Consider the following 23,761-nt stretch of genomic DNA (forward strand, 5'->3'; position numbering starts at 1 on the left):
CGAAACAGAAGAGTGACGGTAGCATTTTTCTCTGTGGGTTTACCAGCATGGCTCGCGGGATGACTAGGGATAAAAAAACTCCATGCAAGCATGGGGTTTATTACGCATCCGTCGTTCGAAGAAACTTACTTCTGCGGACGCATCGCCGGGAACAGGATCACGTCGCGAATGGTGTGGCTGTTGGTAAACAGCATCACCATACGGTCGATACCGATGCCCAGTCCCGCGGTTGGCGGCAGACCGTGTTCCAACGCGGTAACGTAGTCTTCATCGTAGAACATGGCTTCGTCGTCACCGGCATCCTTTGCGCGTACCTGATCGGCAAAACGCTCCGCCTGATCTTCTGCGTCGTTCAACTCGGAGAAGCCGTTACCGATTTCACGCCCACCGATGAAGAATTCGAAACGATCGGTGATTTCCGGGTTGTCATCATTACGACGCGCCAACGGGGAAACTGCCGCCGGATATTCGGTGATAAAGGTCGGTTGGATCAGATTCGCTTCTGCGGTTTCTTCGAAGATCTCGGTCACGATATGGCCCAGACCCCAGCCTTTTTCGATCTTGATCCCGAGAGACGTTGCAATCGCCGATGCTTTATCGAAATCGTCCAGATCCGTCACGTTGGTTTCCGGACGATATTTGCAGATCGCCTCGCGCATGGTCAGCTTCTCAAACGGTTTACCAAAATCAAACGTCTGATCGCAGTAAGGCACCTTGGTGCTGCCCAGCACGTCTTGCGTCAGGGTGCGGAACAGGCTCTCGGTCAACTCGATGAGATCGTTATAATCGGCATAGGCCATATAAAGTTCCATCATGGTGAATTCCGGGTTGTGACGCGGCGAAACCCCTTCGTTACGGAAGTTACGGTTGATTTCGAACACGCGTTCAAAACCACCAACCACCAGACGCTTCAGGTACAGTTCCGGCGCAATACGCAGATACATGTCAATATCCAGCGCATTATGGTGAGTCACAAAAGGACGCGCGGAAGCACCGCCGGGGATCACCTGCATCATCGGGGTTTCAACTTCCATAAACCCACGCTCCACCATGAAACGGCGGATACCGGACATGATCTGCGAACGCACGCGGAAGGTGTTGCGCGATTCGTCGTTGGCAATCAGATCCAGATAGCGCTGGCGATAGCGGGTTTCCTGATCCGCCAGACCGTGGAATTTGTCCGGCAGCGGACGCAGCGCCTTGGTCAGCAAACGCAGTTCAGTACAATGGATGGAAAGCTCACCGGTCTTGGTTTTGAACACCTTGCCGCGCGCGCCCAGGATATCGCCCAGATCCCACTTTTTGAACTGTTCGTTATAGATGCCTTCAGCCAGGTCGTCACGCGCCACGTACAGCTGAATGCGGCCACCCACATCTTGTAACGTCACGAACGAGGCTTTACCCATGATGCGGCGCGTCATCATACGACCCGCCACGACCACTTCGATGCCCAGCGCTTCAAGCTCTTCGTTTTCTTTATCGTCGTAAGCCGCATGCAGCGCATCAGAAGTGGAATCACGGCGGAAATCATTAGGAAAAGCGATACCGTGTTCACGCAGCGCCGACAGCTTTTCGCGGCGCGCTTTCAATTCGTTGTTCAGATCCAGCGCCTGATCGGCACTCTGTGATTGTGACTCAGCCATGTGACTTGTTATAACCCCGCTTTTAAACTTGCTTCAATAAATCGGTCCAGATCGCCATCCAACACAGCCTGGGTATTACGCGTTTCCACCCCGGTGCGCAGGTCTTTGATTCGGGAATCATCCAGTACGTAGGAACGAATCTGGCTGCCCCAACCGATATCGGACTTGTTGTCTTCCAGCACCTGCTTCTCAGCGTTTTTCTTTTGCATCTCAAACTCATACAGCTTCGCTTTCAGCTGCTTCATCGCTTGATCTTTGTTCTTGTGCTGGGAACGGTCATTCTGACACTGGGTAACAATGTTGGTGGGCAAGTGGGTAATACGCACCGCAGATTCGGTACGGTTAACGTGCTGTCCACCGGCACCGGAGGCGCGATATACGTCAATACGCAGATCTGCTGGATTGATTTCGATATCAATATCATCATCCACTTCCGGGTAGACAAACGCGGAACTGAATGAGGTATGGCGGCGACCACCGGAGTCAAACGGGCTCTTACGCACTAAACGGTGCACGCCCGTCTCGGTGCGCAGCCAGCCAAACGCATAGTCACCGATAATCTTGATGGTAGCCGATTTGAGACCCGCGACTTCCCCTTCAGACTCTTCAATCACTTCGGTCTTGAAGCCTTTGCTCTCGGCCCAACGCAGGTACATGCGCAGCAGCATGCTGGCCCAATCCTGCGCTTCCGTGCCGCCGGAGCCAGATTGAATATCGAGGTAGCAGTCGGCGCTGTCGTATTCGCCGGAGAACATGCGGCGGAATTCAAGCTGTGCCAGCTTGGCTTCCAGCCCATCCACTTCGGTGATGGTATCGTTGAACGTCTCTTCGTCGTCCTCTTCCACTGCCAGTTCAAGCAGGCCGGAAACGTCTTCCAGTCCCTGTGTCATCTGATCGATGGTGTCGACGATCGCTTCCAGCGAGGAGCGCTCTTTACCCAGCGCTTGTGCGCGCTCAGGTTCATTCCAGACGTCGTGCTGTTCCAGCTCGGCGTTTACTTCTTCCAGGCGTTCTTTCTTGGCATCGTAGTCAAAGATACCCCCTCAGAACAGCTGTCCGGTCAGACAGGTCCTGAATGCGGTTTTTTACCGGATTAATTTCAAACATGATTAGCGTCTTACGTTAGCCGTCAAACGACGGAGAAAAATGGATATAAACCGGCTATTCTAGCGGAATACACGCCAGGTTTACAGCCGTCTTGCGCAATTTTACCCATGCGTGCGATGACTCACTACAGCGGCCATAAATGCTGTATCAACAATTGCACGCTGCGTTTACCGCGAAATTCGTTAACCTCAAGGCGGTAAGCCAGCTCAGCTTCACGAATGCTGCTGTCGGGCCAGCAACGGGTATCCACGTTAAACGCGATACCGTCCAGCAGCGGACCACCGTTAACCGGCTCTAACATCAGCTTCAGGTGACGCTCTTTCAACAGCTTCTGCTGCAAGATACGAAAACGCCCGTCAAACGTGGGCTCAGGAAACGCTTGTCCCCACGGCCCGGCATCGCGCAGAATCTCTGCCGTCACCAGATTCAGTTCGGTTTGTATCAGTTCACCGTCCGACCAGATAACACCTTCCAAATGCGATTCATCCAGCCACTCGCCGACCAGTTCACCAAAGCGCGCACGGAAGGCATCAAACTGATGTTCTTCCAGCGATAGCCCCGCCGCCATCGCGTGACCGCCAAATTTAACCATCAGCCCCGGATAGCAGGTATCCAGGCGTTCCAGCGCATCGCGCAAGTGCAGACCGGGAATCGAACGCCCCGATCCCTTGAGCACCCCCTCACCCGCCGGTGCAAACGCAATCACCGGGCGATGGAAACGCTCTTTAAGCCGCGATGCCAGAATACCGACCACTCCCTGATGCCATTCGGGGTGGTACATGGCGATACCCATGGGCAGTTGATCGAGGCCGTGCTCCAGCTTTTCGCACAGTTGCATGGCTTCCGCATGCATCTCTTGTTCAATTTCACGCCGCGCCAGATTGAGCGCATCCAGATCGCTGGCCTGCATCCGCGCTTCGACGATGTCATCGCACAGCAGCAGTGCCACGCCAATCGACATATCATCCAAACGTCCTGCCGCATTGAGACGTGGCCCAATCGCAAAACCCAGATCGCTGGCCACCAGTTGGCTGGCATCGCGATTAGCGATTTCCAGCAAGGCGCGAATACCAGGGCGACACTTACCGGCACGAATGCGATTCAGCCCTTGCGATACCAGAATACGGTTATTGACATCGAGTGGCACCACATCGGCCACGGTGCCAAGCGCCACCAAATCGAGCAGTTCGGCCAGCTTCGGTTCCGCCAACCGTTGCTGGCTAAACCAGCCGCTGTCGCGCAGACGCACAAACAGCGCCATCATCAGATAAAATGCTACGCCGACACCGGCCAGCGATTTGGAGGGAAAAGCACAGTCGCGCAAATTGGGGTTAATCATCGCATCGGCGGCAGGTAACGTTTCCCCCGGCAAGTGATGGTCAGTCACCAGCACCTGAATGCCGCGCTGATGGGCATCATCCACGCCGGCATGGGATGAAATGCCGTTATCCACCGTCAGGATCAGCTCTGCGCCTAGCTTCTCTGCCTGCACCACCACTTCCGGACTCAGGCCATAGCCATCTTCAAAGCGGTTCGGCACCAGATAGGTCACCTGGCTACCGCCCATGCTGCGCAGCGCCAACACGGCCAGCGCGGTGCTGGTCGCGCCGTCGGCATCAAAATCACCGACCACGACGATGCGCCGTTGTTCTGCCAGCGCCTGTTGCAGCAACGCCACCGCGTCATCAATGCCATCAAGCAGGCGATAATCAAGCAGACCGCGCAGGCTGCGATCCAATTCCTGGCCTTCGGTGACACCGCGCTGCGCGTACAGACGACGTAGTAACGGAGGAAGCGTTGCGGGAAGCCCACTGCCTTCCGCCAGCGGACGCCGGCGGAGTATGGTTTTTAATTCCACTGTATTTTCAATTCCACTGCGTGACGGCGTGCATTACACGTTATCGTTTTTAATGGAGCAACCTGACGACAATTTACGCGCCCGGTTTGGCCGCAGCTCGATGCGCATTGAGCATGGCTAACATCTCTTTCGGTGCCTGATAACCCGGAACCACGGTGCCGTCTTCCAGCACGATCGCTGGCGTGCCTTGTACACCGAACTGAATGCCCAGTTCATAATGCGCACCGATATTAGTCTTGCAGGTTGCCGGGGAGATAGCCTCACCGCGCGACGCGGCGTCATACGCCTTGTTACGGTTAGCGGTGCACCAAATCGACTGCATGTCTTTTTCCGTCGGCGAATTCAGCCCCTGACGCGGGAAAGCCAGGTAGCGAATGGTAATGCCCAGATCGTTGTAGTCTTTCATCTGCTCATGCAGTTTATGACAGTAACCACAGGTGATATCGGTGAAAACGGTAATCACATGTTTTTCCTGCGCCGCTTTGTAGACGATCATTTGATCCTGCAAGGCATCCAGTTTGCCCTTCAGAATCTGGTTGGTCACGTTCACCGGCGTGCCGCCATCCAATGCGTAGAGCGGCCCTTGTAGCAGGTGTTTGCCATCTTCCGTTACATAGAGCACCCCGCTTTCCGTCAGCACCGTTTTAAGGCCAGCGACCGGCGCAGGCTGGATCTCCATTTTTTCAATGCCCAGTTTGGTCAGCGTCTGCTTAATCACCGCGTCGTCGGCATGTACTGCGCTGCTCGTCGCCGCGAGCAGTAAGGAAAGCGCCATTAGCCCTTTTTTCATCGTATTCAGTCCCGTTCATGGTGTATTCCGCCGGTAAAGGGCGCGTTCAGCCGTCTACCCCTTGTTTCGCCTGCAATATCAGGCGCGCGGATGATGCTGTTGATGCAATTGCTTCAGCCGTTCAGTGGCAACGTGCGTGTAAATTTGCGTTGTTGAAAGATCGCTATGCCCCAACAACATTTGTACGACACGCAAATCAGCCCCGTGGTTCAGCAAGTGCGTAGCGAAAGCATGGCGTAAAACATGCGGTGAAAGCTTCTCACTGTCAATGGATGCCAGCACGGCATAGTGTTTGATACGGTGCCAAAAGGTTTGGCGCGTCATCTGCTGCGCCCTGGAGCTTGGAAACAGCACATCCAGCGTTTGTCCGTTCAGCAACCAAGGCCTAACGTGCTCAAGGTAGCGCTCCAGCCAATAAATGGCCTCTTCCCCGAGCGGCACCAGCCGTTCTTTATTGCCTTTACCAATCACCCGCACGACCCCCTGGCGTAAACTGACATCTGCGATGGTCAGTCCCACCAGCTCCGAGACGCGCAGCCCGGTGGCATAAAGCACCTCAAGCATGGCTTTATCGCGCAGTTCGAGTGGCTCATCGACACAGGGCGCTTGCAGCAACGCATTCACCTGCGCCTCACTGAGATCTTTGGGCAAACGCTGGGGCAACTTAGGAGAAGACAATACCGCGCTGGGATCGTCACTACGACGTTTTTCCCGGTATAAATACTGAAAAAAGCGACGCATGGCACTCAACAAACGCGCCGAACTGGTCGCTTTGTATCCCCCTTCCACGCGTTCGGCGAGATAAGCTTGCAGATCCAGCGCCTGCACCTGCAATAAATCATTGTCAGCATGCTCCAGCCAATCGGCCAGTGCAGTTAAATCTCGCCGGTAGGAGGTCAGCGTGTTGTCTGCCAGGTTTCGCTCCAGCCACATAGCTTCAAGAAACTGTTCGATATGTGCCCGATCCTGTGCTTGCATACGCTTCTCCTCGCTGTACGGCGTGCAGGGTAAAACCCTGTGGTTATTATGCCCGAAGTGACGGTAAAAGGGGCAGGAACATCACCTGAATTCGCGCCGCTGATTTTTCATGCAAATTTATTTTATGCTGCATTATTCGGCGCCAGACGCTACAAAATAGGGTAAAGCATAACTTATATCACAGGAAGTATTTACAATCGCGCAACTCGCCAAAGCAGGCTCTGTAGCCGCTTTTTCACTTTTTGGGCTAGGCTGTGTCCCTTAATTACGTAACCGGGCGTAAAACAAGCGGATGCAGCCCAGTTTCACCATTGCTAGATAGTTTCTTGCCGTTTTTTCATAACGTGTGGCAGTCCGTCTATATTCCTTTAAACGGCCAAAACATCTTTCTACAACGTTGCGACGGCGATAAGCATCACGATAAAGTTGTGAGCGTCCATCTGAAGCCAGTTTTTCATTTGATTTTCGGGGAATAACCGCTCTTATCCCTTTTCTTTTCAACTCGTTACGGAGTGCATTGCCAGAGTAGGCTTTGTCAGCCAGTACCGCATGACCACGACGCTTCATGCTACCGTTCTGCCGTTGCACGCCAATGCCGTCCAGGAGTCGTAACGCGAACAGGCTTTCGTGAGCCTGCCCAGCACTCAGTACGATATTTAGCGGGATGCCGCTTCCGTCAGTCGCCATGTGGATTTTGCTGCCATAACCACCTCGTGAGCGACCCAGGCTGTTATAGCTAAGCGACATTATTTTGATAACAGCCAGCTATGCTTCTTTGCCATATATCAGGGCATCGGCTGTAATCATTTTTAAGTCGGTTGGCTATATCGTTGATAATATCGAGATGTTTTTTTGAGCGCCAGCCGCACATTTGAGCGCACGGATATTGCTGCCATCCAGCGCAGTGGCTGACCAGTCAACAAGTCCATGAGCATCAAGAAATGAAAGTAACTTATTAAAAATAATGTTAATAACTCCAGACTTTGACCATCTATTGAAACGGTTATAAACGGTTTTCCATGGGCCGTAACGTTCAGGTAAATCACGCCATGGTGCACCTGAACACAGTATCCAGAACATGCTGTTGACGATTTTGCGATGTTCTGCCCATGGCCGGCCTGCCTGCGGAGATGTCAAAACGGTTGGTAACAAGGGCTCAATGATTGCCCATGCTTCATCAGAAAGATCGTAGCGAGCCATAATCCAAAGTGTCTTAGAAACAGATGGATACTATAGCTCAAGCAATTAAGGGACACAGTCTAGCATTGAAATGCTTTTTTTTCTGTGACTAGAATGACAGTTCTGTCGATAAAAAAAGATAATAGAGTCCTATGCAAGCCACCATCACGCCCACTCTCGATGCAGAGGCGGACGCAGCCCCGGTTAACTCCCGCAGTAAGGTTGTTGTCGCTTCATTGATCGGAACCGCGATCGAATTTTTCGATTTTTATATCTATGCCACTGCCGCTGTGCTGATTTTTTCGCATATCTTCTTCCCGCAGGGCGATCCGACCGCTGCAACGCTACAGTCGCTCGCAACCTTTGCCATTGCCTTTGTGGCTCGCCCGATTGGTTCTGCGCTGTTTGGCCACTTCGGTGACCGCGTCGGTCGTAAGGTGACGCTGGTTGCTTCCCTGCTGACCATGGGGATCTCTACCGTACTGATCGGCTTGCTACCAACCTACGCGAGCATTGGCATTTTCGCACCGTTGCTGCTGGCATTGGCGCGTTTTGGTCAAGGGCTGGGTCTGGGCGGTGAATGGTGCGGAGCAGCATTGCTGGCTACCGAAAACGCACCAGCCCACAAGCGCGCACTGTATGGCTCATTCCCGCAGTTGGGCGCACCGATCGGCTTCTTCTTCGCCAACGGCACGTTCCTGCTGCTCTCTTGGTTATTAAGCGAAGAGCAGTTCATGACCTGGGGATGGCGCGTGCCTTTCGTTGCCTCGGCGGTATTGGTATTGATCGGCCTTTATGTGCGTGTCTCTCTGCACGAAGCGCCCGTGTTTACCAAAGCAATCGAAGCTGGCAAGAAAGTCCGTATTCCGCTTGGAACGCTGCTGAACAAGCATCTGAAAGCAACCATTCTTGGAACGTTCATAATGCTTGCTACCTATACGCTGTTCTACATCATGACGGTCTATTCCATGACCTTTGGCACCTCGCCAATCCCCAAAGGGCTGGGCTTCTCGCGTAACAGCTTCCTGTGGATGCTGATGGTAGCGGTTATCGCCTTTGGTCTGCTGATCCCTGTTGCCGGACTGCTGGCAGATGCCTATGGCCGCCGTAAGACCATGATTGTCGTTACCTGCGGCATGCTAGTGTTCTCGATGCTGTACCCGTCCCTGTTAGGATCTGGCAGCCAACCGCTGGTAATGCTATTTCTGGTGCTGTGCCTGGGTCTGATGGGCTTAACCTTCGGTCCAATGGGCGCATTGCTGCCTGAACTGTTCCCCACCGAAGTGCGTTATACCGGCGCGTCGTTCTCCTATAACGTTTCGTCGATTCTGGGCGCATCGGTTGCACCGTATATTGCCGCCTGGCTGACCGCCAACTACGGTCTGTTCTACGTGGGTGTTTACCTGTTCGCTATGGCGTCCTTAACGCTTATCGCCTTATTGCTGACCAAAGAAACGCGTCATCAGGCACTCGAATAAGCCTTACAGGCAAACGTGAAGCGGGGTGAAGATAATCTTCACCCTTTTTTTCCCACCGTGTTTTCTCACAGTACGCGCACCCCACAGCCACACTATATCGGCTTTGTTGAATAATTTAAGATACTGATTTATATAAGCATTATAAAATTTCAACGACTAATTTTTCCTCTCGGAATGCTTTTTATTGTGCTAACTATTTGATTTGTCGTTCTAACAAAATACATTCTCTGTAAATGCATTCTAACTAAAGAAGATGTAAATCAAACGGTTAAATTATTCAACAAAGCCCACTATATCCTAAATAATTCGCGTTGCAGGACAACACGTTTACGTTTTGAACAGCGCTTGCGCTGGTCCTTTAGGGCGAGGCGCATTTATGAGCCTTGTAACGCGGCAAGTGAAGGAATCCCGATGAGCTTACTCGGGTAAGTGATTCGGGTGACAAATCTGCCGGGAGCAGATTTGAACGCCGCGTGCGGCGGCCTCGTAAGAGGTGAGGCCCGGGGATGGGCCGAATAACGAACGCAGCCAACGCACATGCAACTTGAAGTATGACGGATATATACCTCGCTGTAAGATTCGGTTAGGCTAATGGCAAGTTTGTTTAATACGCTGCAATTGCATATGAAAATTGGTTTATTCTACGGCTCCAGCACCTGCTACACCGAGATGGCAGCGGAAAAAATTCGCGATATTTTGGGCGAATCGCTGGTCGACCTGCACAACGTGAAAGATGTCGATCCGCAGAAGATGGAAGAGTACGAATTCCTGATTCTGGGTATCCCAACGTGGGATTTCGGTGAGATTCAGGAAGATTGGGAAGCCATTTTGGGACAGCTATCCTCGTTGAATCTGCAAGGGAGAATAGTTGCGCTGTATGGCATGGGTGACCAGCTAGGCTACGGTGAATGGTTCCTTGATGCGCTCGGCATGTTGCATCAGCAGTTGGCCGCGAGCGGTGCAATCTTTATTGGCTATTGGCCCACCGAAGGCTATGAGTTCACCACCACCAAACCGCTCACGCCGGATGGGAAACGCTTTGTCGGGCTGGCACTTGATGAAGTGAATCAGTATGACCTGAGCGATGAGCGCTTACAGCAGTGGTGTGAGCAGATTTTACAGGAAATGGCTGAGCAGATGTAATCGCCGGAAAGGCATCAGCCGACAGCGTGCTGCCGGCTGAACCTGAAACTACTGTGCGTCCGGGTTTTCTCCCGCCCACGCCTTATTCTCCAGCAACAGCTGGCGAAAGTGCCGCCACTCCTGCTTATCCATGTTATCTGATGCCAGCCAGAGCCGCTGCCGCCGCTTGCCGTCACTGCGCCGCAGCGACAGTAAGATACCGTTTTTCAGCATCCATGGACGGCGGATAATGCGCCAGCGATGATGCTGCCACTCAAGGTTTGCTTCAGCCTGCAACACGATTTCTCCGTGGCGCGATTTGATATTACGCTGGCTGCGGATAAACCCGAACACCACCAGCGTCATCAGCGAGAGCCAGAGCACCGCATAACCGTCCGGCCACGGTGCCAGCAGAATCAACAGCAGCAACAGCCCGTGCACCAGCAAAGAAAATACCTGCATGCGCCAGGAGACGCGTAAATCACAGCGCCACAGGGCCACGATCTTTATTTCGCGTCTGAATAAGAGAGATCATGCGTTTCAATTCCCCATCTTCCGGTTCTCCGTGGTTCATCAACCAGTTGAACAGGTCAGGGTCATCGCACTGCAATAAACGCACAAAAGCGCTTTTGTCATCATCGTTTAGCACATCATACTCATGTTCAAAAAAGGGCAGGATGGCGATATCCAATTCTCGCATTCCTCGGCGGCACGCCCAGTGAATTCGCGCCTTATTATCGATATCCATTGCTTTTCCTACTTTTTATCGACGCCAACGTGTAGTGTAACTCGGATGTCTAGATAAACACTCAACCAAATGTAACATTTTGACATATTTTAGCGCATATCAGCGTATCGCGCAGAAGGACATCAATCGCGCGCACTCAGTAACGCTTTCAAATATGCTAACTGAAAATCATGGGGGCAATGGCACGAATAACTGCTTGCAAACCCTGCAAGCTCTTTTACCATTAGGCCAAACGCAAACCTTCGCGAGGATGGTTCCATGGCAACCCCATTTCCCTTTGCTGCACAAACCGTTAAATCAAACACCATCATGGCCTCGGCGCAGCTTCCCGCTACGCTGATAGCACTTGATGACTGGGTGCTGGTGACGCTGACCGGCCCGGACACGCGCACTTACCTGCAAGGCCAGGTGACGGCCGATGTTAACGCGTTAGCCCCCGATCAACATGTACTTTGCGGCCACTGTGATGCCAAGGGCAAAATGTGGAGCGCACTGCGTCTGTTTGCCCACAACGATGGCTTCGCTTATCTGGTACGTCGCAATCTGCGTGATACGCAGTTAAATGAGTTAAAAAAATACGCCGTATTCGCCAAAACCACTATCGCCGCTGAGGACAATCTACAGCTTATCGGTGCTGCGGGAAGCACTATACGCGAACGTTTAGCCGAGGTCTTCTCTGCGCTGCCGGACAGTGAACACCCCGTCGTCAGTCACCCCTTCGGTACGCTGCTCTATTTTTCCCTTCCTGCTGAGCGCTTCCTTCTGGTACTGAACCAAGAAGGCACCGCCGCGTTAAGCGCCGCACTGGCAGACAGCGTGCAATGGGCCAACAGCCAACAGTGGCTGGCACTGGATATTGAATCCGCACTGCCGATTATTGACAACGTAAACAGCGCGCAGTTCATCCCGCAAGCAACGAATATACAGGCACTTAACGGCATCAGTTTTAATAAAGGCTGCTACACCGGGCAGGAGATGGTGGCGCGGGCAAAATTTCGCGGAGCCAATAAGCGGGCGCTTTATTGGCTGGCGGGCACCTCACCGCGCGTACCAGAAGCGGGCGAAGATCTGGAACTGAAAATGGGTGAAAACTGGCGTCGCACCGGTACGATACTCGCCGCCTGCTCGTTAAGCGATGGCACACTGTGGGTGCAAGCGGTACTGAATAACGATCTGGAAGTGGATAGCGTATTGCGCGTGCGCGATGCAGCAGAGAGCCAACTGAGCCTGCAACCGCTGCCTTACTCATTGTCTGAATAATGTCGTCACTGAGCGCCGTTTCTGTTTCTACCGGAAACAGCGTCAAAGGGAAATTTTGCGGCTAAACGTAAAGGTAGATCGCCAGAAAATGGCACAGGCTGCCACCCAGCACAAAGCCATGCCAGATGGCGTGGTTATAGGGGATACGTTTACAGACGTAAAAAATCACGCCTAACGTATACACCGCGCCACCCACCGCCAATAAGGTGACACCAGCCGGTGCCAACACCTGCACCAACTGATAAATCACAATCAGTGACAGCCATCCCATCACCAGATAGGTCACCAGCGACAGCACTTCAAAACGATGCGCGAAGGCCAGTTTAAATAACACCCCGACCAGCGCCATGCTCCAAATCACAATCATCAAGCCACTGGCCAATGGCGAATCCAGCCCCACCAACAGAAACGGCGTGTAAGTACCCGCTATCAGCAGATAGATGGCGCAGTGATCGAACCGTTTGAGCCAGGGTTTAGCTCGCGGACTGGGAATCGCATGGTAGATCGTGGAGGCCAGGAACAGCAGGATAATGGTACCGCCATACAAACTGTAGCTGGCGATAGCCATGCTCGTCGCGCCATTGTCCACCGCTTGTACCAGCAGCAGCACCAACCCGACAATCCCCAACACCACGCCAGCGCCATGGCTGATACTGTTGGCTATCTCCTCCGCCAAGGTATAACCCGCATTACTCTCTGATTTCACCATATTCCGTTTTTGCTCCCGGTACGATTGGCAGTACAAACTTCGCGCAATCTCATCGAGCAGAGTGTAATCGAGAATAGTTTCAGAGTACAAGCGTACGCTGAAGCTATTTATCAACCCGGCACCCTACTGAGCTTGAACCGAACCCGGCATTGGCCCCGGCTCCCTTTGGCCAGGAATAACCTCATCGATGCGCTGCATCATGTAGTCATAGAAGGGGTTGGAGGAAAGGCGCAGCAACGTATCCAAATCGAGAATCAGTACCCCACGTTCACCGCGCGCGGCAATGCGTCCGAGTGGAATACCAAACTCATACGGCGGCGTGGAGAAACGGCCATAAAGCGAATCGCTGTCAGAAAACGGCAGCGCTACGTGCGATAGCGAATAGACATCTTCGGGGTAATCCATCCCAAGATCGCGGCGCGTGACTTCCATACTGCCCGATTTGGTGTCAAAGGCGACCGCGTTTGCACTGTGTACCGATGCATTGGTGATGACGGTGGTGCCGTACAAACGGGGGGTAGGCGGCAACCATTGCCCAATCGCCGCCGCTGACGCATCCCGCAGTAACAGACCGAAATTGATGGTGCGATTGACATCAAACAGCACCAAATCATTGTCGTTTTGCGGCAACAGGTTATAGAACGCGCTGATCACGGCTCTCGTGCTGACGGTAAAATCCATCACTGACTGGAAGGTTAAAATCGGCGGTAGTTCTGACAGCCTGCGCTGCCGTGCTTCCTGCTCAAGCTGTGACTGCAACACGCTGGTGAGCAGATAAGACTGACGCGCCCCGTTCACTGGGAAGGAGTTGTATTTGAACGGATTAAATTCCGGCACAATACCGAGCCAGGCCGCTTTGGCAAACGGCGGGAAAATCGCGGGTAACCCGGCCAAACCGGCGAAACGCGCGTAAGCCGTAATGCCAATCATCGGAGAGATCAAGACCAACTGGTCGAGCTTGGGCAACGAGGGATCGCTAATCGTATCAAGCGCATATTTCAACGTTAGCGCCCCGCCGTTAGAAAAACCAACGATATGCAGCGGTAAGCGTTCTCCCCCGTTCGTGGGCGTCACAAAATGCGCGGCTTCGCGCACCGCTAAACGCGTGGCCGCCAGCCAATCTTCCCAACGGACTTTGGTCAATGCACCGAGCACGGTGCCGTGTGCCGGAATACGCAGACCGATAGCGACAAAAAACTAGTTGCTGAATAGAGACTTGCATTTTTTGTCAGGCTATAGCCAAGCGACTTAATTTTGATTACACCATATGGACTGAGAACAAACTCTCTGTATCGCAACCCATCTCTCTTTTTTTGCTTTTTGCTTGTGCCCATTTATGCTCAATTGGGTTAAGATCTGGCGAATATGTAGGCAAATACTCCACCATATACCCTGCATCGATGATGACTTGTTGAATATTATGTTTTTTGTGAAAAGTGGCATTGTCCATCATGATTACACTGTTTTTAGGGAGTACTGGGATAAGGACTTGTGTGACCCAGGCATAGAAAACATCGCTGTTAATATTGATATCAAATAATCCGATAGCAAACAGCGTTGTGCCTAATAAAGCGCCGATAACATTTGTTCTTCCCCTAGCTCCCCAGTTCTTCAGGCCAAAACACCGTTGACCTTTTGGGGAATAGCCGTGAGTCCGTGGGGCATCGTGTGAAAAACCACTTTCATCAATAAAAACAATAGGTTTACCTTCTTTTTCATACTGTTGTTTTTTTTGTTGAAATCCCTGCCGGGCGTTTTCGTCGGCTTTCGGATGACGTAGAGTTTTTTTTATAGGTCAATCCCAGCTTTTTAAGCGCTTGCCAAATGGCCTTCTGACAAACGCCAAAACGCTCTGCACGTTCTTTTTGGTAAGCATCTGGATATTGTTCAACATCTTTTATCAACTCGGATTTATCGATCTTTCGCTGACGCGTGGTCGATGCTTTTGACTCTATTTGATTAATCCAACGCGATACAGAGGCAGGGCCAATCCGAAATTGCTTCGCTGTTTCTCGGATACTCAACCCTTCGTTTTTCCGTGTAGATATCACTTTACGTCTAAAATCAATTGAATAGCTCATTTAAATAATGTAATCAAAATTAAGTCGTTTAGCTATATTTTTTAACGCACTTACTGGTGGCATAAGCCTCTACCGTTTTGTTGCGTTTCGAGTGGGAATGGGGCGGGTAATCGCGGCCTGTCCGATACAAACAGCCCGAAAAAAACCCGCCATACGGCGGGTTTTCATTTTTTATGACCTGAATTACACGTAATCGCCAATCGGTACGCAAGAGCAGAACAGGTTGCGATCGCCGTACACGTCATCGAGGCGTTTCACGCTCGGCCAGTATTTATGCTCAACCCCCGCCGGGAATACGGCCAGTTCGCGACTGTAGGGATGCGACCACTCACTGACGATCTCCTGCTGGGTATGCGGCGCATTCACCAACGGGTTGTCCTCCAGCGGCCATTCACCTTGCGCCACACGCTGAATTTCTGCACGGATCGCCAGCATTGCATCAATAAAGCGATCCAGCTCGACCTGACTTTCTGATTCCGTCGGCTCTACCATCAGCGTTCCCGCCACCGGGAACGACATGGTCGGCGCGTGGAAACCATAGTCGATCAAACGCTTGGCAATATCCATTTCGCTGATGCCAGTGCTCTCTTTCAGCGGACGAATATCCAGAATGCACTCGTGCGCCACACGGCCATCACGACCGGTGTAAAGCACCGGATAAGCGTCCTTCAAACGCGTTGCAATATAGTTGGCATTGAGGATCGCCACCTGACTGGCGTTCTTCAGTCCTTCAGCCCCCATCATACGGATATACATCCAACTGATAGGCAGGATGGACGCGCTGCCAAAAGGTGCAGCAGATACCGCGCCCTGCGTAGTCAGCAAGCCATCAATCTGCACCACCTGATGCCCCGGTACGAACGGTGCAAGATGGGCTTTCACCCCAATCGGTCCCATACCCGGTCCACCACCGCCGTGCGGAATGCAGAACGTTTTATGCAGATTCAGGTGCGACACATCCGCGCCAATGTATCCCGGCGTGGTAATACCGACCTGCGCGTTCATGTTTGCGCCGTCCAGATACACTTGTCCGCCGTGTTGATGCACAATCTGACACACTTCACGAATGGTCTCTTCATAAACACCGTGCGTGGAGGGATAGGTCACCATGATGCAGGAGAGGCGATCGCCCGCCTGCGCGGCTTTCTCCCGCAGATCGTGCAGATCAATATTCCCCTGTTTGTCACACGCCACCACGTCTACCGCCATCCCGGCCATCTGTGCTGATGCCGGGTTAGTGCCGTGCGCAGAGCTTGGGATCAGACACAGCGTGCGCTGAGCATCGCCTCTGCTCTTATGGTAGCGGCGAATAGCCAGCAAACCGGCATACTCGCCCTGCGCTCCCGAGTTGGGCTGCATACACATGGCATCATAGCCAGTGAGTTGCACCAACCAACCGGAAAGCTGTTCGATCATCAAACGATAACCTTGCGCCTGTTCCGGCGGACAGAACGGATGCAGTTCAGCAAACTCCGGCCAGGTGATTGGCAGCATTTCCGCCGCCGCGTTCAGCTTCATGGTGCAAGACCCCAGCGGGATCATGGCACGGTTCAGCGCCAGATCTTTATGGGCCAAGCGATGCAGATAACGCATCATCTCGGTTTCACTGTGATAACGGTTGAACACCGGGTGGGTCAGAATGGCATCCGTGCGCAATAACGCAGCGGGAATGGACGACGAGCCACCGCTGAATGCGGCATCCAGCGCAGCAATCGACAGACCTTGTCCCTCGCCCAGTAGCACGTCAAACAGCGTAGCGACATCCTCTCGAGTGGTGGTTTCATCCAGCGTGATACCGACTCCGTGATAGAGATCGGTACGCAGGTTGATCCCGGCATGCAACGCGCGTGCGATGACGGCGTTCTTGTCGCTAACCTCAACCGCCAGCGTATCAAACCAGGTGGTGTGCCACAGTTTCAAGCCACCCTGCTGCAACCCGGCGGCCAGAATATCCGTTAAGCGATGAATGCGTTCAGCGATACGCTTGAGCCCCTGCGGCCCATGATACACCGCATAGAAACCGGCGATATTCGCCAGCAGCACCTGAGAGGTGCAGATGTTTGAGTTGGCTTTTTCGCGGCGGATATGTTGCTCACGCGTCTGCATCGCCATACGCAGCGCCGTGTTACCCGCTGCATCACGCGAAACGCCGATAATACGCCCCGGAATGGCACGTTTATATTCATCCTTACAGGCGAAGAAAGCCGCATGCGGACCACCGTAGCCCATCGGCACCCCAAAACGCTGGGCGGAGCCAAACACAATATCAGCGCCCTGTTTGCCCGGTGCTGCCAGCAGTACCAGAGCCATGATATCAGCGGCGACGCTGACGATGATCTTGCGCGCATTCAGCTGCGCGAGCAACTCGCGGTAATCATGCACTTCACCATAGGTATTCACCTGCTGCAACAACACGCCAAACACACCTTCCGTTTCCAATGCGGCGGCGGCATCGCCGACCACCACTTCAAAACCAAAGGTCTCGGCACGGGTGCGCACCACATCCAGCGTTTGCGGATGCACATGCTCCGCCACAAAGAAGCGGTTAGCCTGTTTCAGCTTGCTGACGCGTTTGGCCATTGCCATCGCTTCCGCTGCTGCCGTCGCTTCATCCAGCAGAGAGGCAGAGGCCAGCTCCAGCCCGGTCAAGTCTTGCGTCATCTGTTGAAAATTCAGCAAGGCTTCTAACCGCCCTTGAGAGACTTCAGGCTGATAAGGCGTATAGGCAGTGTACCAGCCGGGATTTTCCAGCAGATTACGCAAGATAACCGGTGGCATATGCACAGCGGTGTACCCCATGCCGATATAGCTTTTGTAGCGCTGATTGCGCCCGGCAATCGACTTAAGCTCCGCCAACGCCTGATGCTCGGGCAGCGCATTGCCCACCGCTGGCGGATTGGGCAACTGGATATCTGCCGGCACAATCTGTCGAATCAACGCCGACAAGGAATCCGCGCCGAGCGTTTCCAGCATGTGAGCCTGCTGCGCGGGCGTAAGGCCGATGTGACGTTCCACGAAAGCGGCGTCATGTTCGAGTTGGCTGAGAGTCTGAGTCATTAGGGGTATTTCCTGCTTCAAGCAATTGTTAGAACGTTCATGGCAAACAACAAGTGCGAACGCGGTTGAGGGCGCTCGCTGTCTTACATTCTGACAAATCGATTTACCCCGTGATGCGCGATAAAACCGTCACAGGGTGACAAGGTTATTCGTCTTCTTCTAACAGCGCCTGATAAGCTGTGGCATCCAACAGATCGTTAAGTTCGTTTTCATCAGACGCTTTGATACTAAACAGCCAACCGTCGACATAGGGCGCGCTGTTGACCAGCTCCGGTTGCCCTTCCAGCGCATCGTTTACTGCCAGGATCTCACCGCTCAAAGGCGCATAGATATCTGAGGCGGCCTTGACCGACTCCGCGACAGCGCAGTCGTCGCCCATCGCAACCTGCGTGCCAACGTCAGGCAAATCGACAAAAACCATGTCCCCCAACAGTTCCTGGGCATGTTCGGTGATACCGACACGATAGACACCCTCGCCTTCGGCCTGGACCCACTCATGGGATGAGGTGTATTTCAACGCGGTTGGGATTGTGCTGCTCATTGCCTGCTCTCCTTAAAAATCGCTTCGTCGTATCGAATCGCGCGATACCCGCCTTCGTGCAACACCAAGGTGTTGCGGCATATATCGCGCTAACGTTAATCAATAATCATGGTCAGATCGGGGACGGCGTCAAACCAGTGCCTTTCCGCCACGAATAAATACCGGTTTGGTCACCTCTACGGGCACTTCGCGCTGGCGAATTTGCACCACCGCCGTGTCACCAATACCTTGCGGTACGCGAGCCAGTGCAATACTGAAACCCAGCGTAGGAGAAAAGGTACCGCTGGTTATCATGCCTTCTTGTACCGTGCCACTCGCATCGGTAAAGCGCACAGGCATTTCATGGCGCAGCACCCCTTTTTCACGCAGCACCAGCCCGACCAACTGCTCAGTGCCTTCGCGGCGTTGGTGGGTTAGCGCGTCCCGACCAATAAAATCCCTGTCCTCCGGCTGCCAGGCGATGGTCCAGCCCATATTGGCAGCAAGCGGTGAAACGCCTTCGTCCATGTCCTGTCCGTACAGATTCATGCCCGCTTCAAGGCGCAACGTATCGCGCGCACCGAGGCCACAGGGTTGTACACCGGCCGCCAGCAGTTGTTGCCAGAACGTCACTGCCTGCTCTGCGGGCAGGGCGATTTCATAGCCCGGCTCACCGGTATATCCGGTGGTAGCAATGAAATAGCCGCCGGTTTGCACGCCGAAAAAGGGTTTCATGCCCGCCGTTGCCGCGCGTTGTTCCGCACTGAGTAACGCCTGCACTTTCTCCTGCGCCAACGGCCCTTGCACAGCAATCAGCCCCAGTTCGTCGCGTTCCTGCCACGCCACGTTGAACGCGTTGGCATGTTCGGCGATCCAGGCCAGATCTTTCTCCCGCGTGGCGGAGTTCACCACCAGCCGGAAATGCGTTTCAGTCAAAAAGTAGACGATGAGATCGTCAATGACGCCCCCCGAGGCGTTTAGCATCCCGGTATAAAGCGCCTTACCCGGTTGCGTAAGTTTGGCAACGTCATTCGCCAGCAGATAACGCAGGAATTCGCGCACGCGTGCGCCCTGTAAATCCACAATGGTCATGTGCGACACATCGAACATGCCCGCATGACGCCTCACGCTGTGATGTTCATCCAACTGTGAGCCGCAGTGCAGCGGCATCATCCAACCGTGAAAGTCGACCATCTTCGCGCCATCGGCGACATGCTGCTGATACAACGGAGTTTGCTGTGTCATTTTTTCCCGAACCTCTCCTTGCGAACGGCGCGAATCACGCCACGCAAACGCTTTCTTTGCGTTGAACTTACCACCTCTTCCACAGGGCTACCACACCCTGTGTTATAAGTTAAACTATATATCAGCCGTAGAAGACAAAAAGAGTGCCAGAGCACAAGGCAACGAAACGCGCCAAATTAAAGTCATTAATTAGGATAAAACACCAATAACTTAGGATTAAAACAAAAATAGTGACACAAATATTCACATCACTAGAGAATGATCGCCACAACGACATTTACAATGGATTAGTTTTTATAATGCAAAAAAATGGCTGAAATTAGATTATTTCAACCAAAGGCCGCGATTACGTCGTGATACCAAAAACGCTAAAGATGACGACGATCACACCCACCTTGCGCTCACTGCCACCACGCCACCACCGATGGCAACGAGAGGAAGGCAATTTCTCAGCCGCATATACATACTGACTTAAGGGTAATATCCATTTATCAGCGATCCATCACGGTCTTTCCGTTATTGATAGCATAGAAGCTAACGCTATGAGGATTAACATTTCGCGCCTTGAGGGCGTTTCCCGCCCCGATCGCTAGCGCAACCCGACCCTTTCCAGCACCCCTTTAACATCATAAATGTTATGGAGATTACGACGATGACCGGCTTTGTTGAATAATTTAACCGTTTGATTTACATCTTCTTTAGTTAGAATGCATTTACAGAGAATGTATTTTGTTAGAACGACAAATCAAATAGTTAGCACAATAAAAAGCATTCCGAGAGAAAAAATTAGTCGTTGAAATTTTATAATGCTTATATAAATCAGTATCTTAAATTATTCAACAAAGCCACGATGACCCAAAGAATGATCCTTAACGAAACCTCGTATTTTGGTGCGGGGTCGGTTAACCATATCGTGGAAGAGATAACACGGCGTGGTTTCCACAAGGCACTGGTGGTTACCGACAAAGACCTGGTGAAATACGGTGTGGTGAGTAAAGTCATCTCACTGCTCGAGCAGGCGGGCCTGCCCTACGAGGTTTACGATAAGCGTGTTGCTTAATAGTGAAATAAGGGGGTTTCGGTGATTGAAGTAAATTTTACGCTGTTCTGAGATGGAAATTCCAAAGACCGGCGCTAAGGAGTAAGAAGGTATAGCCAAGCGACATTATTTTGATAACAGCCAGCTATGCTTCTTTGCCGCATATCAGGGCATAGGATGTAATCATTTTTAAGTCGGTTGGCTATATCATCAATAAAGGGTCTACGATTCCGTAAAATTTGGGTCATGCAACCGAGGCGCTTGATACCCGCGATGGCGTGTTCAACTGTAATACGGATGGGCTTTGTTGAATAATTTAACCGTTTGATTTACATCTTCTTTAGTTAGAATGCATTTACAGAGAATGTATTTTGTTAGAACGACAAATCAAATAGTTAGCACAATAAAAAGCATTCCGAGAGGAAAAATTAGTCGTTGAAATTTTATAATGCTTATATAAATCAGTATCTTAAATTATTCAACAAAGCCATTTCAACGACTAATTTTTCCTCTCGGAATGCTTTTTATTGTGCTAACTATTTGATTTGTCGTTCTAACAAAATACATTCTCTGTAAATGCATTCTAACTAAAGAAGATGTAAATCAAACGGTTAAATTATTCAACAAAGCCCTACGTGATCACTGATGAAGAAAAACGGCGCAAGTTTGTCTGCGTCGATCTGCATGACATTCCTATCGTCTCATTTATCGACGCCAACATGATGGCCAGCATGCCCGCTTCACTCAAGGCGGCAACCGGTCTGGATGCCTTGACGCACGCGATTGAAGGCTTTACGACCAAAGGCGCGTGGGAACTGACCGACATGCTGCATCTGAAGGCCATCGAAATCATCAGCCGTTCGCTGCGCGATTCCGTGGCGGGCCATGCCGCCGGCGTGGAAGCCATGGCGTTGGGACAGTACGTCGCTGGCATGGGCTTCTCCAACGTGGGCCTGGGACTGGTTCACGGTATGGCACACCCGCTGGGTGCCCCATTCCCAGTCTAAATGCAACAAAGTGACCCACTGGCCAGACCCGGATAAAATCACCGTTCTGGCCCTACTGGAGATCCCGTTGCATGCAGGGAAAACATCTGACTCACAAAGAGCGGTTCTACATCGAAAAACGGCGTGGTGATGGTGTTAACCAGGCCACCATCGCCCGGGAACTGGAGCTTCCTCGTTCTACCATCAGCAGGGAACTCAGACGCAATACCGACGCCGCTTTCAACGGGGTCTATTCCTGCAGAAGGGCCGAAACGTTGGCCAGAGGGCGGCGGCAGAAAACACGGCCGGACAGCGTGATTAACCAGCTTGAACCGCACATTCAGGACTTTATCAGAACGGCGCTGTCTACCCACACCTCACCTGAGGTCATCAGTGGGCGCCTGGTCCTGGAATTTGGCCTGTCCGTCAGCAAGAACTCGCTCTATCGCTATATCCAGCAGGAGCGCCGGGCCGGCGGTGAGCTGTATCAGCAGCTCCCTCATCGGGGTAAACGGTATAACTATCAGACCGATGAGAACAAACGCGGTCCTATTCCCAACCGTGTTGGCATTGAGCAGCGGCCGGCCGTTGCTGACCTCAAGCAGGAACCCGGGCATTTCGAGATTGACACCATCTTTGGCAAAGATCAGAAATCATTCCTGCTGACGGTGGTCGATAAAGCCGTCAAGCTGGTCATCATTCGCAAACTGCCCAACAAGCGAGCAGAGACAGTGGTATAGCCAAGCGACTTAATTTTGATTACACCATATGGACTGAGAACAAACTCTCTGTATCGCAACCCATCTCTCTTTTTTTGCTTTTTGCTTGTGCCCATTTATGCTCAATTGGGTTAAGATCTGGCGAATATGTAGGCAAATACTCCACCATATACCCTGCATCGATGATGACTTGTTGAATATTATGTTTTTTGTGAAAAGTGGCATTGTCCATCATGATTACACTGTTTTTAGGGAGTACTGGGATAAGGACTTGTGTGACCCAGGCATAGAAAACATCTCTGTTAATATTGATATCAAATAATCCGATAGCAAACAGCGTTGTGCCTAATAAAGCGCCGATAACATTTGTTCTTCCCCTAGCTCCCCAGTTCTTCAGGCCAAAACACCGTTGACCTTTTGGGGAATAGCCGTGAGTCCGTGGGGCATCGTGTGAAAAACCACTTTCATCAATAAAAACAATAGGTTTACCTTCTTTTTCATACTGTTGTTTTTTTTGTTGAAATCCCTGCCGGGCGTTTTCGTCGGCTTTCGGATGACGTAGAGTTTTTTTTATAGGTCAATCCCAGCTTTTTAAGCGCTTGCCAAATGGCCTTCTGACAAACGCCAAAACGCTCTGCACGTTCTTTTTGGTAAGCATCTGGATATTGTTCAACATCTTTTATCAACTCGGATTTATCGATCTTTCGCTGACGCGTGGTCGATGCTTTTGACTCTATTTGATTAATCCAACGCGATACAGAGGCAGGGCCAATCCGAAATTGCTTCGCTGTTTCTCGGATACTCAACCCTTCGTTTTTCCGTGTAGATATCACTTTACGTCTAAAATCAATTGAATAGCTCATTTAAATAATGTAATCAAAATTAAGTCGTTTAGCTATAGCGGCCTTCAGGGACATCGTTGCCAATACCTTCTGCGAGTTTAAAACCCTGACTGCTGACAACGGTTCTGAATTTTCCCAGCACGGGGAAATTACAAAAGTCACGGGGGCACCGGTCTACTTTGCCCGGCCATATCATTCCTGGGAACGCGGGTTGAATGAGCATACCAACGGGCTGATACGGCGTTTTTACCCGAAGGGAACGGACTTCAATTATGTCACCCATCGCAAGGTTGCAGCACTCGAACACCTGCTCAATACGCGAGGCCGAAAATCGCTGGGTTATCGTTCTCCAAATGAGGTATTTTTAACGCACTTACAGGCGGCATAATGCCCTACCGTT

At 52.0% G+C, this 23,761-nt stretch carries 21 protein-coding genes and 4 pseudogenes; 7 read left to right on the forward strand and 18 right to left on the reverse strand.

Annotation, left to right across the window (positions count from 1 at the left end):
* Window positions 1-125: 125 nt before the first annotated feature.
* The 6 genes and pseudogenes from lysS to ACQGXV_RS06410 all read right to left on the reverse strand — a co-directional run.
* On the reverse strand, window positions 126-1,643 hold the full coding sequence (gene lysS, locus ACQGXV_RS06385; RefSeq protein ID WP_440865678.1) for a lysine--tRNA ligase: 1,518 nt from the start codon (window positions 1,641-1,643) through the stop codon (window positions 126-128).
* An 8-nt stretch (window positions 1,644-1,651) separates the two neighbouring features.
* Window positions 1,652-2,750, reverse strand: a protein-coding gene (prfB, locus tag ACQGXV_RS06390; RefSeq protein ID WP_440865679.1) for a peptide chain release factor 2 whose coding sequence is annotated in 2 segments (ribosomal slippage) — window positions 1,652-2,674 and window positions 2,676-2,750 — 1,098 coding nt in all. Because the reading frame shifts where the segments join, the coding sequence is not laid out codon by codon here.
* Window positions 2,751-2,874: 124 nt separating this feature from the next.
* Entirely contained in the window at window positions 2,875-4,608 is a 1,734-nt protein-coding gene (recJ, locus tag ACQGXV_RS06395) for a single-stranded-DNA-specific exonuclease RecJ (protein WP_440865680.1), read from the reverse strand.
* A gap of 73 nt (window positions 4,609-4,681) precedes the next feature.
* Complete coding sequence (dsbC, locus tag ACQGXV_RS06400) at window positions 4,682-5,398, reverse strand: bifunctional protein-disulfide isomerase/oxidoreductase DsbC (RefSeq protein WP_440865681.1); 717 nt, start codon at window positions 5,396-5,398, stop codon at window positions 4,682-4,684.
* Between the two features lie 78 nt (window positions 5,399-5,476).
* Window positions 5,477-6,376 carry a site-specific tyrosine recombinase XerD gene (gene xerD / locus ACQGXV_RS06405; protein WP_440865683.1) on the reverse strand — a complete coding sequence of 300 codons (900 nt, stop codon included), beginning with the start codon at window positions 6,374-6,376 and terminating at the stop codon, window positions 5,477-5,479.
* A 264-nt stretch (window positions 6,377-6,640) separates the two neighbouring features.
* A pseudogene (locus ACQGXV_RS06410) lies at window positions 6,641-7,576 on the reverse strand (IS5 family transposase); the annotation flags it as partial.
* A gap of 131 nt (window positions 7,577-7,707) precedes the next feature.
* Between ACQGXV_RS06410 and ACQGXV_RS06415 the strand changes: the two are divergent.
* Both ACQGXV_RS06415 and fldB read left to right on the forward strand, forming a co-directional pair.
* A complete protein-coding gene (locus tag ACQGXV_RS06415) occupies window positions 7,708-9,033 on the forward strand; it encodes an MFS transporter (RefSeq protein ID WP_440865684.1) in 1,326 nt (441 codons plus the stop codon).
* 624 nt (window positions 9,034-9,657) lie between these two features.
* Window positions 9,658-10,176, forward strand: a complete 519-nt coding sequence (gene fldB / locus ACQGXV_RS06420; protein ID WP_440867293.1) for a flavodoxin FldB — start codon at window positions 9,658-9,660, stop codon at window positions 10,174-10,176.
* Between the two features lie 48 nt (window positions 10,177-10,224).
* Here the strand turns inward: fldB and ACQGXV_RS06425 are convergent, their stop codons facing one another.
* Entirely contained in the window at window positions 10,225-10,656 is a 432-nt protein-coding gene (locus tag ACQGXV_RS06425) for a protein YgfX (protein ID WP_440865685.1), read from the reverse strand.
* Window positions 10,637-10,903, reverse strand: coding sequence for an FAD assembly factor SdhE (gene sdhE / locus ACQGXV_RS06430; protein WP_440865687.1), 267 nt, complete (start codon window positions 10,901-10,903; stop codon window positions 10,637-10,639). The genes ACQGXV_RS06425 and sdhE overlap by 20 nt, the downstream gene beginning before the upstream one ends.
* Before the next feature lie 258 nt (window positions 10,904-11,161).
* Here sdhE and ygfZ point away from each other — a divergent pair, with 258 nt between their 5' ends.
* A complete protein-coding gene (gene ygfZ / locus ACQGXV_RS06435; protein WP_440865688.1) occupies window positions 11,162-12,163 on the forward strand; it encodes a tRNA-modifying protein YgfZ in 1,002 nt (333 codons plus the stop codon).
* Between the two features lie 61 nt (window positions 12,164-12,224).
* On the opposite strand, the gene trhA is transcribed toward ygfZ, so the two are convergent.
* From trhA to gcvT, 7 genes and pseudogenes are all read right to left on the reverse strand, one after another.
* Entirely contained in the window at window positions 12,225-12,872 is a 648-nt protein-coding gene (gene trhA / locus ACQGXV_RS06440; protein WP_440865689.1) for a PAQR family membrane homeostasis protein TrhA, read from the reverse strand.
* 123 nt (window positions 12,873-12,995) lie between these two features.
* A pseudogene (locus ACQGXV_RS06445) lies at window positions 12,996-14,066 on the reverse strand (alpha/beta hydrolase); the annotation flags it as partial.
* A 64-nt stretch (window positions 14,067-14,130) separates the two neighbouring features.
* On the reverse strand, window positions 14,131-14,664 hold the full coding sequence (locus tag ACQGXV_RS06450) for an IS630 family transposase (RefSeq protein WP_440862665.1): 534 nt from the start codon (window positions 14,662-14,664) through the stop codon (window positions 14,131-14,133).
* On the reverse strand, window positions 14,588-14,953 hold the full coding sequence (locus ACQGXV_RS06455; RefSeq protein ID WP_440862584.1) for an IS630 transposase-related protein: 366 nt from the start codon (window positions 14,951-14,953) through the stop codon (window positions 14,588-14,590). Before ACQGXV_RS06455 ends, ACQGXV_RS06450 begins: the two co-directional genes overlap by 77 nt.
* Window positions 14,954-15,136: 183 nt before the next feature.
* Window positions 15,137-18,010, reverse strand: a complete 2,874-nt coding sequence (gcvP, locus tag ACQGXV_RS06460; protein ID WP_440865691.1) for an aminomethyl-transferring glycine dehydrogenase — start codon at window positions 18,008-18,010, stop codon at window positions 15,137-15,139.
* 145 nt (window positions 18,011-18,155) lie between these two features.
* The gene (gcvH, locus tag ACQGXV_RS06465) at window positions 18,156-18,551 is read right to left on the reverse strand and encodes a glycine cleavage system protein GcvH (RefSeq protein WP_440865693.1); all 396 of its coding nucleotides are present in this window, start codon (window positions 18,549-18,551) and stop codon (window positions 18,156-18,158) included.
* A gap of 129 nt (window positions 18,552-18,680) precedes the next feature.
* On the reverse strand, window positions 18,681-19,775 hold the full coding sequence (gene gcvT, locus ACQGXV_RS06470; protein ID WP_440865694.1) for a glycine cleavage system aminomethyltransferase GcvT: 1,095 nt from the start codon (window positions 19,773-19,775) through the stop codon (window positions 18,681-18,683).
* Window positions 19,776-20,625: 850 nt separating this feature from the next.
* Between gcvT and ACQGXV_RS06475 the strand changes: the two are divergent.
* Window positions 20,626-20,823 (forward strand): annotated as a pseudogene (locus tag ACQGXV_RS06475) (iron-containing alcohol dehydrogenase); the annotation flags it as partial.
* A gap of 86 nt (window positions 20,824-20,909) precedes the next feature.
* Here the strand turns inward: ACQGXV_RS06475 and ACQGXV_RS06480 are convergent.
* Complete coding sequence (locus ACQGXV_RS06480; RefSeq protein WP_440865696.1) at window positions 20,910-21,062, reverse strand: hypothetical protein; 153 nt, start codon at window positions 21,060-21,062, stop codon at window positions 20,910-20,912.
* Between the two features lie 384 nt (window positions 21,063-21,446).
* On the opposite strand from ACQGXV_RS06480, the pseudogene ACQGXV_RS06485 reads away from it, so the two are divergent.
* Together ACQGXV_RS06485 and ACQGXV_RS06490 are read left to right on the forward strand one after the other, a co-directional pair.
* A pseudogene (locus tag ACQGXV_RS06485) lies at window positions 21,447-21,806 on the forward strand (lactaldehyde reductase); the annotation flags it as partial.
* Between the two features lie 86 nt (window positions 21,807-21,892).
* A complete protein-coding gene (locus ACQGXV_RS06490; RefSeq protein ID WP_440865698.1) occupies window positions 21,893-22,540 on the forward strand; it encodes an IS30 family transposase in 648 nt (215 codons plus the stop codon).
* Between the two features lie 19 nt (window positions 22,541-22,559).
* Here ACQGXV_RS06490 and ACQGXV_RS06495 read toward each other — a convergent pair whose 3' ends face one another.
* Both ACQGXV_RS06495 and ACQGXV_RS06500 read right to left on the reverse strand, forming a co-directional pair.
* Window positions 22,560-23,093 carry an IS630 family transposase gene (locus tag ACQGXV_RS06495; RefSeq protein ID WP_440867269.1) on the reverse strand — a complete coding sequence of 178 codons (534 nt, stop codon included), beginning with the start codon at window positions 23,091-23,093 and terminating at the stop codon, window positions 22,560-22,562.
* Window positions 23,017-23,382, reverse strand: coding sequence for an IS630 transposase-related protein (locus ACQGXV_RS06500; protein WP_440862584.1), 366 nt, complete (start codon window positions 23,380-23,382; stop codon window positions 23,017-23,019). The genes ACQGXV_RS06495 and ACQGXV_RS06500 overlap by 77 nt, the downstream gene beginning before the upstream one ends.
* A gap of 85 nt (window positions 23,383-23,467) precedes the next feature.
* Between ACQGXV_RS06500 and ACQGXV_RS06505 the strand changes: the two genes are divergently transcribed.
* Complete coding sequence (locus ACQGXV_RS06505; protein ID WP_440867295.1) at window positions 23,468-23,749, forward strand: IS30 family transposase; 282 nt, start codon at window positions 23,468-23,470, stop codon at window positions 23,747-23,749.
* Window positions 23,750-23,761 lie beyond the last annotated feature (12 nt).

The sequence above is a fragment of the Symbiopectobacterium purcellii genome, assembly GCF_052050035.1.
GTDB lineage: Bacteria > Pseudomonadota > Gammaproteobacteria > Enterobacterales > Enterobacteriaceae > Symbiopectobacterium > Symbiopectobacterium purcellii_A.